Here is an 11,536-nt window from a genome sequence, read left to right on the forward strand (position 1 = left end):
CGTCGCTATCCCGCGATCCGCGAGGAATCCGCCGCCGCGAAATCGCGCTGCGCGAACTCGAGGAAGCTGCGTGCCGCCGGGCTCAGCTCACGCCCCCGCACCGAGAAGATGCCGTAGTTGCGCACCAGGTCGCAGTCGGCCAGCGGCACGACCACGCGCGGCCGCAGCGCGTTGTGCTGCGCCATGCAGCGCGGCAGCAGCACCACGCCGCGGCCCGCATCGAGCAGGCCGAGCAGGGTGGTGAGGTTGGTCGCGGTCGCCATCGGCCGGAACTGAAGGCCCTGGCGCTCGTAGGCTTGCGCCAGCGCCTGCTGCAGCGCCGAGTATTTGTCGAGCACCATCACCGGCCACGGCGTGAGCTGCCGCAGGCCGACGCTCTCCTGCCCGGCCAGCGCATGGCCTTGCTGCACCACCAGCACCACGGGCTCCGTCAGCAGCGGCGTGAATCGCAGCCGGGGCTGGGGCTCGTCGAGCGCGACGAACGCGAGCTCCGCTTCGCCGCGCTCCAGCGCTTCCAGCGCGAGCGCGTGGCGCGAATCGACCACCGTCACGTCGACATCGGTGAAGCGTGCGCAAAAGCGTCCGATGACTTCGGGCAGCAAAGTGGCCGCCACCATCGGGCTGGCCGCGACCACCACGCGATGGCGATCGAGCGCGCGGCGCTGCATGAACTCGGAGAGCAGCAGGCGGAGATCGCGCAGCGTCTGCTTCGCCTGCGCGGCGAGGCGCTGCCCGTCCTCGGTCGTCTCGACGCTGCGCGTGGTCCGGTGCAGGAGCCGCGCGCCCAGCAGCGATTCGAGCTTCTGCACGCGCGCCGTCACGGCAGGCTGCGACAAGTGCAGGCGCCGGGCCGCTTCGCTGAAGCTGCCGAGCTCGGCGACCGCGATGAATGTCTCCAGCTCGGACAAGCCGACGCCCGACGAGGCGGGCGCCGCGTCGGCGGGCGTGGCCGGCTTTTTCTCGGGTGTCATCGGCATGCGCTGGAACCTCGACTCCGGGCCGTGCGGAGCCGGTCCATCGCCGACGATTCTAGGGCAAGCCCTCGCGGCCGAGTCGTGTGGAAAGCTCGCGCCCCGCCTCGGCCAGCCGCCGCGGAACCTCGCCTTCCCAGTCCGGCGGCAACCGTGCCGCGCCGGAGGTGAGCGACAGCGCCATCGCCATCTGCCCTTCCGCGTCGAAGACCGGCACGCTGAACGCATTCACCGCCACGCGATGCAGGTCCGACGGACCGGCGCCGATGGCACGCGCGATCCCGCGCTCGCGGACCTCCGCGATCTCCTGCGCGAAGCGCTCCCGTCGCGCGGGCAGGCTTTCACCCGTCGCGGGCATGAGCCGCAGGTCCTCGTCCACCAGGGGCTGCGTCATCTCCGGCGGGAGGAAGGCGGCGAATGCGCGCCCGGTCGCCGAGCGCGCGATGCTCATCACGAAGCCGGGGCGCAACTGGTTGCTCACCGGCCGCAGCGAGGGTTCCCAATGCACGGCCGTCGGTCCATGGTTGCCCCACACGGCGAGGCAGAGCGTGTGGTCGCCCACGCTGCGGGCGATCGCGGGCAGGGCCTCGGTGGCGATCCGCAGCCCCTGCAGATGCGCCGGCCGCGAGGTGCCCAGGCGCAGCGACGCCGGGCCGAGGTCGTGCGAGTAGCCGACCATGTAGCGTCCGTTGCCGAAGGCGAGCGCCGCCCGGCTCGAGTGGCCGATGCGCTCGACCCGGCCGACGAAGACCATGTGGTCGCCGCCGGGATACGCCGCGACCTTCGTGCATTCGAGATGCGCGGCCACGCCCTCGAGCACCGGGACGCCGCCGACGCCACGCGTGTGCGCGATGCCGCTGAACTTGTCGTCGCGCGACTTCGCGAAATGGTTGGAGATCGCGATCTGGTCGTCCGCGAGGATGTTGATCGCGAAATGATCGCTGTCGCGAAAGGCGGCATGGCTGCGCGAGGCGAGCGACTGGCTCCACAGCACCAGCGGCGGATCGAGCGAGACCGAGCTGAACGAGTTGGCCGTGACGCCGTGCGCGACGCCGGCCGCGTCCTCGGTGGTCACCACCGTGACCCCGGTCATGAAGGTGCCGAGCACGTCGCGCAGCTGGCGCGGCTCGAAGGATGAGAGGACGGCATCGGCCATGGGTCGGCCCTTGTTCATCGTGGTTCCATGTGACCGTGCGCAGTTTAGAAACGCGGCGGGGCGCGAGGAAGTCGCGAATCGCTATAAGTCGATCCGCGCAGGTGATAAGTGGCGGGGCGCGCGCCGCGATTTATCAGCGGCACCGATGGACTTATAGCGAGAGATGAGTTCTGCGCACGCGGGCGCCGCTCCAGAATCCGGCAAGCCCCCCACCGCGGCGGGCGCTCACGGAGACACGACCGAGATGCGGGATCGAGCCGACACCACACCCGGCGGGGGCATGACGCTGGTGGCGTTCATGCAGGCGCAGAACTGTTCCAACTACGCGGCCTCGTGGCGCCACCCGGAGGCGGTGAACGACTTCCTCACGCCCCAGTACTACCAGCGCGTGGCCCGCACGCTCGAGGACGCGAAGTTCCACCTCGCGTTCTTCGACGACCGGCTCGCCATGCCGGACATCTACCAGCAGGACTTCACGGCCACCGTGCGACACGGCATCCGCGCGGTGAAGCTGGACCTGATCCCGATCATGACGGCGATGGGCCTGGCCACGAGCCGCCTCGGCATCGGCGGCACTTACTCGACGACCTACTACGAGCCCTATCACGTGGCCCGCGTGTTCGCGACGCTCGACCTCATGATCGGCGGGCGCAGCGCCTGGAACGTCGTGACCTCGCTGAACGATTCGGAGGCGTTCAACTTCGGGCAGCACGCACACCTGGAGCACGACGCCCGCTACGATCGCGCCGACGAATTCATCGAGGTCGTGCTCGGCCACTGGACTTCGTGGGACCGCGACGCGCTCATCATGGACAGGAAGGAGCGCCTCTTCGCCGATCCGGCCAAGGTGCGCCGGCTCGACTTCAAGGGCAAGTACGTGCAGTCGCGCGGCCCGTTCACGGTGCCGCAGTCGCCGCAGGGCCATCCGGTCATCATCCAGGCCGGGCAGAGCGGCCGCGGCAAGCGCTTCGCCGCGCAGTGGGGCGAGCTGATCTTCGTGTCGTACAAGAGCCTCGAGTCCGGGCGCAAGCAGTACGCGGAAATCAAGCAGGCGCTGTCCGATGCCGGACGCGACCCCGACAAGGTCAGGGTGGTCTGCGCGATCTACACCGTGGTGGCGCCCACGCACGAGGAGGCGGTGCAGAAGGCCGCCGTGATCGACGCACTCAGCATCCCGGTCGACGGACTGACGCTGCTGTCGGAGATCATCAATTTCGACTTCGGCAGCCGCCCCTACGACGAGCCGCTGTCGGACGCCGACATGGCGAGCATGGGCGGCATGCAGACCATGCGCGACCGTGTGGTGCAGGCGAGCGGCAAGGCCAATCCGTCGCCGCGCGAGTTCGTGGAGATCACGAGGCGCGGCACCATGCACGACTTTCCGCTCTTCATCGGCACGCCGTCCGAAGTGGCCGATGGCCTCGAGGAGTGGTACGACTCGCACGCTTGCGACGGCTTCGTGGTGGCGGGCACGCACGTGCCGGGCGGCTACGAGGACTTCGCCCGGCTGGTGGTGCCCGAACTGCAGCGGCGCGGCCTGTTCCGCACGGAATACCGCGGCACGACGCTGCGCGAGAACCTCGGGCTTGAACTGCCCGTCGCGGCGAAGCGCGCGAAGTCGTCCGCGCCCGCGAATTCCGGCGCGGCGGAGGTCGCCGCATGACCACGGTCCGCATGGTCTCGACCTGCGGCATCCTGGGCTACGGCTTTCCCGAGGCCAGCCTCGATGCGGCGATGGCGCGCGGCGTCGATCTCGTCGGCGCGGACGGCGGCAGCACCGACCCGGGTCCGTACTACCTGGGCAGCGGAAAGCCCTTCGTGTCGCCGCGCGCGATCCGCCGCGACCTGCGCCTCATGCTGATCGCCGCGCGCAAGCACGACGTGCCGCTGATCGTCGGCACCTGCGGCGGCGCGGGCGGTGCGCCGCACCTTGCGCTGGTGGCCGAGATGGCGCGCGACATCGCGCGCGAGTGCAAGCTCGGTTTCAAGATGGCGCTGATCCAGGCCGAGCAGGACAAGGAACTGATCAAGCGGCGCATCGCGCAGGGGCGCGTGCAGCCGCTGGGCAAGATGCCGGCGCTCGATGCGGCGACGGTGGACAGGGCGGAACGCATCGTCGGCCTGATGGGGCCGGAGCCTTACGTCGAGGCGCTGAATGCGGGCGCGCAGGTCATCCTCGGCAGCCGCAGCACCGACCCCGCGCCCTTCGCCGCGGTCGCCATGCGCCGCGGCATTCCCGCGGCCCAGGCATGGTATGCCGGCAAGATGCTCGAGTGCGGCGCGAGCCCCGTCACGCCCAAGGGGCCGGATTGCCTGGTCGCCACGGTCACCGCGTCCGGCGTGACCTGCGAGCCGATGGGCGCCGAGCGCATCTGCACGCCGATGTCGATGGCGAACTTCTCGCTGCACGAGAACGCGAGCCCGATCCGTCACGTGGAGCCGGGCGGCGTGCTCCACACCGAAGCCTGTTCCTTCGACGCGGTCACCGCGCGCGCCACCGAGGTGACGGGCATGCGCTGGGCACCCGCGGACAATTACACCGTCAAGCTCGAAGCGGCGGAGCTGATCGGCTGGCGCGCCGTGACCTTCTGCGCGACGCGCGACCCGGTGGTGATCGCCACCATCGACGACTACCTCGCGCTGGTGCGCGCGATGGTGCGCAAGAAGGCGGCGGACCTCGACATCGCCGAGGGCGACTATCACCTCACCGTGCACACCTACGGCCGCGACGGCGTGATGGGCGCGCGCGAGCCGCTGCGCGATCGGTGCGGCCACGAACTCGGCTTCCTCGTCGACGTCGTGGCGCCGAGCGCCGAACTCGCCTCGGCCGTGATCGCGCTGGCGCGCACGACCATGCTGCACACCGACTTCCCCGGACGGCTGTCGATGGAGGGCAACATGGCCTTTCCGCTGTCGCCCTCCGACTTGCCGGTCGGCCCCGCGTACCGCTTCAGCATGTGCCACGTGGTGCTGCCCGACAGCCCGCTGGAAATGTTCCCCATCACGTACGAGATGGTCTGACGCCATGCCCACCATTCGCGAGATCGCCCCGATCTGCAAGAGCAAGAACGCGGGGCCCTTCCAGGTCACCATCGACGTCGTGTTCAAGGACGCCGCGATGTACCGCCGCGTGCGCGACACGGGCGTGTTGTGCGCCGATCTGTTCGGCAAGCTGTACGGCGTGCCGGCCGAGGACGTGCTGTTCACCGCCTACGACGCGGGCCTCGCGTTCAAGGCCACGCTGCCGCGCCTGGTGCCGGCCGGCGACATCGGCGACACCGACGTCTACGGCTCGCAGCAGCATGCGCCGGTGCTCGATGTCGTGATTCCCCTTTGATGGACGAGGAGACAAGCCCGTGATTCGAATTTCCTTTCCGAAGTGGCGCATGCGCCTGCCGGCGATCCTGATCCTCGCGCTCGGCCTCGCCGCGGCGTCGCAGGCGCAGGCGCAGGCCTTCCCCACGAAGACGGTGACGATCGTCGTTCCCTATCCCCCCGGCGGCGGCAGCGACGCGCTGGCGCGGTCGCTGTCCCTGGCCTTGTCGGCTCACTGGGGCGGCCAGACGGTGGTGGTGGAAAACGTCGCGGGCGCCGACGGCATCATCGGCACGCAGAAGGTGCTGCGCGCGCCGGCCGACGGACACACCATCTTGCTGCAGGTGAACCAGATGCTGCTGTACAAGGCGGCGGGCAACAACATCATGGACCAGCTTCGGCTGATCTCGAAGATCCAGCATTCGCCGCTGTCGTTCGCGGTTTCCACCAGCTTCCGCGGCAACACCTTCGAGGACTTCGTCGCCTACTGCAAGGCGGCCAAGCCGCCGTGCAGCTGGGGCAGCTCCACCAAGTACGGCACGCTGATCGGCCGCCACCTGATGGACGCCGCCGGACTGAAGGACATCGCGGTGCATGCGCCCTACAAGGGCACGGGGCCGATGATGAACGATCTGCTCGGCGGCCACATCACGATGGGCCTGCCGGCCGTGTCGTCCGGCCTGCCCCAGTATCGCAACGGCAAGCTGAAGTACCTGGCCGTGGGTTCCGCCGAGCGCTTCAACATGCTGCCGAACGTGCCCACCCTCAAGGAAAGCGGGTACAACGTGCTGGGCAACTCGTGGTTCGGCCTCATGGTCTCGAAGGACACGCCGCAGCGGACGTTCGACGCGATCTGGGACGCCGTGAAGACCATCTCGCGCAGCCCCGCGCTGCTGGCCACCATCGAGGGGGGCGCGGCACTGCCGGTATTCAGCGACCCCGCCGCGTTCGCGCAGGAAGTGAAGCAGGAGATGCTGGTGCTCGAGCCGCTGATGGCGAAGTTTCCGGTGTCGGTCGATTAGCCGAAGCAACCGAAGCAACCGAAGGAGACATCGATGACATCCCGCAAGGAATTCGCAGGCGCCGCCGCTTTCGTCCTCGGCGCCGCCCTCTGGCCGCTCGCGGCCGGCGCGCAGACGGCCGCGCCCGCATGGAAGCCCGACCGCCCCGTCACGATCGTCGTGCCCTACGGCCCCGGCGGGGGGAGCGACTCCGCGTCGCGCGCCGTGGCCAATTACCTCGGCAAGGCGTGGAACCAGACCGTGACCGTCGAGAACCTCGCGGGCGCCGACGGACTGATCGGAACGCGTCGCGTGATGGAGGCCAGACCCGATGGCCTGACCCTGCTGGCGCAGCAGAACGGGCTCTTGCTGACCCGTTTCACGCCTGGGTTCAAGGGCGTCGACCCGATGTCGCGCCTCGAGCCCGTGGTGCAGATGTCGGAGTCGGCGAACACGCTGGTCGTGAAGAAGTCCATTGCCGCGCAGACCTTCCCGGAACTGTTCAAGCACTGCGGGCAGGCCAAGTGCTCGTTCGGCACGGCGTCGAACGCGGGGCGTCTTCAGGGGATGCTCGTCCAGTCGAGCGTCCCCAGCCTCGTGATCGTGGGGTACAAGGGCTCCGGGGCGATGCTGAACGACATCATGGCGGGCACGGTCGACATGGGCCTGCTCGGCGGCAGCCTGGTCGCCGCCCAGCACAAGGCCGGCGCGGTGCGCGTGCTGGCCACGCTCGGGGACAAGCGGCCGCCCAGCCTGCCCGACGTGCCGACCGCGAAGGAGGCGGGCTTGCCCGAGCTCTATTCGGTGAGCTGGTACGGCATGTTTGCGCCGAAGGGCACGCCGCCCGAGGTGGTAAGCGCGATCGCCGAAGCGGTCACCGCGGCGATGGGTGATCCCGCGGTCATCGCCGCGATCAAGACCGCGGGCGCGGAAACCATCGGCGGCACGCCGGCGCAGTTCCGCAAGAAGCTGGAAGAGGAAACCGCGCGCGTCGAGCCGCTGGTCGCGCGCTTCAAGTTCGAGTAGCGGTCACGCGCCGGACGTCGAGCGCCTGCGCGAGCCCGGGCGCCAGCGGCAGCGGCTCGCCGTGCAGCGTGGCCGCGAGCAGTTCGGCGCAGAGCGCGGCGAAGGTCAATCCGCGCGAGCCCATCGCGGTACACACGCCCAGGCCAGGCGACAACCAGCCCGCGAGCGGACGCCGGTCGATGGACGTGCAGCGGATGCCGGTCCATGCATGCACCGCGCGCGCGGCGAATGCGTCGCCGAGCCGGTCCGCCGCGACGGGGCAGAGCGTTCGCAGACGTTGCAGGTTCGCGTCGTGATCCTCGTCGCGCGCCGCGAGATCCGTGTCGCCGCGCCCATAGGTCGAGCCCGTGAGCCAGGCCGGCCGGCCACCGATCGTCGCGCGCGGGATGAAGTGGCCGTTGCCGTTCAAGGGGAACGCGCCGATGCCGGGGTCGCCGTGCGACCACGAGACCTGTCCGCGCACGGGGGTCAGCGCAAGCGGCTGGGAAAGCAGGGACGCGGTGCCGAGCGCCGCTGCGATCACCACGACTTCGGCTTGCGCCACCGACCTGCCGGACACGTCGTGTACCTCCCAGGTCGCGCCGCGATTCTCCACCGACGCAGCGGCGCACGACGTGCGCAGCACGATCCCCGGCTGCCCCAGCCACGCACGCACGAGCGCGCCGGGACGAATCCATGCGGCGCGCTCGTGCCACCAGGCATTCGCGTCGGCCGGCAACCCCGCCTCGCGCTTCTGCTCCGCATCCGCCGCGCGCGTCCATACCTCGTGCTCTCGGCCGAGTGCTGGCGCGGACCGCGCATCGCCCTGGCGGTTTTCCAGCACGCCCGAGGGCGACCAGTCCACGCCCTCGACGAGCAAGGCGCGCGCCTGTGCCCACGTCGCGGCAACGCCCGCGCGCGTGAGCTTCGACAGCAGGTTGTCGTCGACCGACTGATGCGGCGCAAGCACGCCCGCCGGCAATGCGGACGCGCCCTGCGCCGCGCCGCCGGCGGCATCGAGCACCTCGACCTGCCAGCCCCTGCGCGCGAACGACGAGGCGACCGCGGCGCCCGCGAGCCCCGCGCCGACGACGGCGCAGCGCGCGGGCTTCACCTCACGAAGCGGGAGGCACGTAGCCGGCGGCGACGTCCGCGCCACCGCCGAAGAAGTGGCTTTCCATCTGGCGGCGCAGGTAGTCGCGCGCGCGCTGGTCGGCGAGGTTCAGCCGGTTCTCGTTCACGAGCATCGTCTGCTGCTTGAGCCAGGCGGCCCAGGCTTCCTTGCTCACGCTTTCCCAGATGCGCTTGCCGAGCTCGCCGGGGTAGGGGGGAAAGTCGAGGCCTTCGGCTTCCTTGCCGAGCTTGATGCATTGAACGGTGCGGGGCATCGCGGGACTCCTTCGCCGGATTTGCTTATCTGCATGAGTTACTGAAAACACTGTCGTTCCACATTCGGGGCGCGGCTTCCAGAATCCGGCTCATCGTTCCAACACACGCAAATGGGAAAGAATCAATGAGCCTACGCCGCGACTTTATCAAGATTGCACTCGCCCTCGCGGCCGTGCCTGTCGCCTTCGCCCCCGCGCTCGCGCAGCAGGCGCCTCCCGTGACCCTGCTCAACGTGTCGTACGACCCCACGCGCGAGCTCTACGTCGAGTTCAACCAGGCTTTCGCGAAGCACTGGAAAGGCAGGACGGGGCAGGACGTGACCATCAAGCAGTCGCATGGCGGCTCGGGCAAGCAGGCCCGCTCGATCATCGACGGGCTGGACGCCGACGTCGCCACGCTTGCGCTGGCCGGCGACACCGATGCGCTTGCCAGGAACGGCGGCTGGGTGAAGGAGGGCTGGCAGAAGCGCCTCTCGCACAATGCCTCGCCCTACAACTCCACCATCGTCTTCCTCGTGCGCCAGGGCAACCCCAAGGGCATCAAGGACTGGGACGACCTCGCGAAGCCGGGCGTCGCCGTCATCACGCCCAACCCCAAGACCTCCGGCGGCGCGCGCTGGAACTACCTCGCTGCGTGGGAGTTCGCCAAGCGGAAGTACGGCGGGGATGCGAAGGCGAAGGAGTTCGTGGCGAAGGTCTACAGCAATGTCCCCGTGCTCGACACCGGCGCGCGCGGCTCCACCATCACCTTCGCGCAGCGCAACCAGGGGGACGTGCTGATCGCGTGGGAGAACGAGGCCTTCCTCGTGGAGAAGGAGTTCGGCGCGAGGTTCGACGTCGTCGTGCCCTCGATCTCCATCCTCGCCGAGCCCGCCGTGACGGTGGTCGACAGGAACGTGGACCGAAAGGGCACGCGCGCCGTGGCCGAGGAATACCTGAAGTTCCTCTACAGCGAGGAGGGCCAGGACATCATCGGCAAGCACTTCTACCGGCCGGCGGTCTCGCAGAAGGCGCAGGCGAAGTACGCGAAGCAGTTCCCCAGGCTCAACCTGTTCACCGTCGACCAGGCGTTCGGCGGCTGGGCCAGGGCGGACAGGGAGCACTTTGCGGACAACGGCAGCTTCGACCAGATTTATATGAGGAAGTGAAACGAGGGCTGTCATCCGTGCGTCCTGATCGCAACGGTCGAGAACGAAACACCCATAATCGTCCTCGAAAGTCAATTGCATCAGGGAGCATTCATGAGCTACAAGATCGCCGTGGTCGTCGGCAGCATTCGTCGCGACTCTTTCAACAAGAAGCTGGCCCAGGCGCTGGCGAAACTCGCGCCTCAGGAGTTCGAATTCTCGCTCTCGCGAATCGACGACCTGCCGCTTTACAACCAGGACGACGACGCCAACCAGGCCGATCAGGTCAAGCGCTTCAAGGCCGAGATCGCGGCCGCGCAAGGCGTCATCTTCGTCACGCCCGAGTACAACCGCTCGATTCCCGGCGTGCTGAAAAATGCGATCGATCATGCGTCGCGTCCGTACGGGAAGAGCGCATGGGCCGGCAAGCCCGCCGGCGTCATCGGCGTCTCGGTGGGTGCGATCGGCACGGCGCTCGCGCAGCAGCATCTGCGCAACGTGCTCGCCTACCTCGACATGCCGACGCTGGGCCAGCCCGAGATGTTCCTTCAGAACAAGGAAGGCTTCTTCGCCGAGGACGGCGGCATCGGTGCGGACTCGCAGAAGTTCGTGCAGGGCTGGGTCACGAAGTACGTGGCGTGGGTCAGGCAGCACGCGGCGGTGGCGAAGGCCGCCTGACCTTTGCGCGTGGGCGGCAACGCGGCCCCGCCGCTGCGCCGCCCCAGTGCCTGGCGCTTCGCGCGCTCAGGCCGCGACGCTCGCGCGACCTTCGTTCGCCGCCACCGCCGTGTGACGCTTGGCGTCCTCGGCGGCCTGCGCGATGCCTTCGGCCTTCGCCGCTTCGCCCATCGCCATGCCTTCGGCACGCACGAAACGCAGGTCGGTGACGCCGAAGAATCCGAACACGGCCTTCAGGTAGCTCTCCTGGTGCTCCATGTGCGCCGCGGCGGGGACGCCGTCGTACTTGCCGCCGCGCGAGGACACCACGATCACGGTCTTGCCGCCTGCCAGGCCGACCGGCCCCTGCTCGGTGTACTTGAACGTGCGGCCGGCCTGCGCCACCCGGTCGATCCACGCCTTCAGCTGCGAAGGGACGGAGAAGTTGTACATCGGCGCGCCGACGACCACGACATCCGCTTCGAGGAATTGCGTCACGAGGCGCTCGGACACCGCGTTCTCGCGTTTCTGCGCGTCGGTGAGTTCCGCGGCATCGATGCCGAGGCGAAAGCCCAGCGAATCGGCGTCGAGATGCGAAGGCGCATCGACGGCGAGGTCGAGGTATTCCACCACGGTGCCCGGATGCGTCGCGCGCCACTGCGCCACGACGCTCCGGCCGATCTGGCGCGAGACGGAATTGCCGGCGAGGGGGGACGAATCGATGTGAAGCAGTTTCATGGTCTCAATCTCCTGTTTGGGATGGATTGATTGTGGAATCGCATCGACAACTTGCCTATTCCACTGATCGCGGGCACCCATTCCACGCGATGGCGGGCAGCGTTCCATCGTGATCGCGGGCAACGTTCCGCCGTGATGGTGGGCAGTCGCGCGTGGCCCGGAGTGACGGTGGAATCGT

Annotated in this window: 12 protein-coding genes; 7 read left to right on the plus strand and 5 right to left on the minus strand. The window is 68.8% G+C overall.

All coding sequences use genetic code 11. The features are described from left to right. Positions 1–5: 5 nt before the first annotated feature. Both AB7E83_RS15135 and AB7E83_RS15140 read right to left on the minus strand, forming a co-directional pair. Positions 6–977 (minus strand): LysR family transcriptional regulator, encoded by a 972-nt coding sequence (locus AB7E83_RS15135; protein ID WP_428570843.1) that lies wholly within the window; start codon positions 975–977, stop codon positions 6–8. Between the two features lie 52 nt (positions 978–1,029). After that, positions 1,030–2,145: a flavin reductase gene (locus AB7E83_RS15140; protein WP_428570844.1), complete on the minus strand. Its 1,116-nt coding sequence runs from the start codon at positions 2,143–2,145 to the stop codon at positions 1,030–1,032. Positions 2,146–2,371: 226 nt separating this feature from the next. On the opposite strand from AB7E83_RS15140, the gene AB7E83_RS15145 reads away from it, so the two are divergent. The 5 genes from AB7E83_RS15145 to AB7E83_RS15165 are packed head-to-tail and all read left to right on the plus strand — an operon-like array spanning position 2,372 to position 7,469. Beyond that, positions 2,372–3,790 carry an LLM class flavin-dependent oxidoreductase gene (locus tag AB7E83_RS15145; RefSeq protein ID WP_428570845.1) on the plus strand — a complete coding sequence of 473 codons (1,419 nt, stop codon included), beginning with the start codon at positions 2,372–2,374 and terminating at the stop codon, positions 3,788–3,790. After that, positions 3,787–5,148 (plus strand): acyclic terpene utilization AtuA family protein, encoded by a 1,362-nt coding sequence (locus tag AB7E83_RS15150; protein WP_428570846.1) that lies wholly within the window; start codon positions 3,787–3,789, stop codon positions 5,146–5,148. The genes AB7E83_RS15145 and AB7E83_RS15150 overlap by 4 nt, the downstream gene beginning before the upstream one ends. A gap of 4 nt (positions 5,149–5,152) precedes the next feature. Then, the gene (locus AB7E83_RS15155) at positions 5,153–5,464 is read left to right on the plus strand and encodes a DUF4387 domain-containing protein (protein WP_428570848.1); all 312 of its coding nucleotides are present in this window, start codon (positions 5,153–5,155) and stop codon (positions 5,462–5,464) included. 19 nt (positions 5,465–5,483) lie between these two features. Then, positions 5,484–6,464: a tripartite tricarboxylate transporter substrate binding protein gene (locus AB7E83_RS15160; RefSeq protein WP_428570849.1), complete on the plus strand. Its 981-nt coding sequence runs from the start codon at positions 5,484–5,486 to the stop codon at positions 6,462–6,464. A 33-nt stretch (positions 6,465–6,497) separates the two neighbouring features. Next, positions 6,498–7,469: a tripartite tricarboxylate transporter substrate binding protein gene (locus AB7E83_RS15165; RefSeq protein WP_428570851.1), complete on the plus strand. Its 972-nt coding sequence runs from the start codon at positions 6,498–6,500 to the stop codon at positions 7,467–7,469. Here the strand turns inward: AB7E83_RS15165 and mnmC are convergent. After that, entirely contained in the window at positions 7,456–8,562 is a 1,107-nt protein-coding gene (gene mnmC, locus AB7E83_RS15170) for an FAD-dependent 5-carboxymethylaminomethyl-2-thiouridine(34) oxidoreductase MnmC (protein WP_428570853.1), read from the minus strand. The two genes, AB7E83_RS15165 and mnmC, sit on opposite strands and share 14 nt — an antisense overlap. A gap of 1 nt (position 8,563) precedes the next feature. Continuing rightward, the gene (locus tag AB7E83_RS15175) at positions 8,564–8,836 is read right to left on the minus strand and encodes an oxidative damage protection protein (protein ID WP_428570855.1); all 273 of its coding nucleotides are present in this window, start codon (positions 8,834–8,836) and stop codon (positions 8,564–8,566) included. A gap of 125 nt (positions 8,837–8,961) precedes the next feature. Between AB7E83_RS15175 and AB7E83_RS15180 the strand changes: the two genes are divergently transcribed. After that, positions 8,962–9,984, plus strand: coding sequence for a sulfate ABC transporter substrate-binding protein (locus tag AB7E83_RS15180; RefSeq protein WP_428570857.1), 1,023 nt, complete (start codon positions 8,962–8,964; stop codon positions 9,982–9,984). 93 nt (positions 9,985–10,077) lie between these two features. Beyond that, entirely contained in the window at positions 10,078–10,641 is a 564-nt protein-coding gene (locus AB7E83_RS15185) for an NADPH-dependent FMN reductase (protein ID WP_428570858.1), read from the plus strand. Between the two features lie 66 nt (positions 10,642–10,707). On the opposite strand, the gene AB7E83_RS15190 is transcribed toward AB7E83_RS15185, so the two are convergent. Next, positions 10,708–11,358, minus strand: coding sequence for an FMN-dependent NADH-azoreductase (locus AB7E83_RS15190; protein WP_428570860.1), 651 nt, complete (start codon positions 11,356–11,358; stop codon positions 10,708–10,710). Between the last annotated feature and the right edge of the window lie 178 nt (positions 11,359–11,536).

It is taken from the genome of Ramlibacter sp. (assembly GCF_050250995.1).
Lineage (GTDB): Bacteria > Pseudomonadota > Gammaproteobacteria > Burkholderiales > Burkholderiaceae_C > Ramlibacter.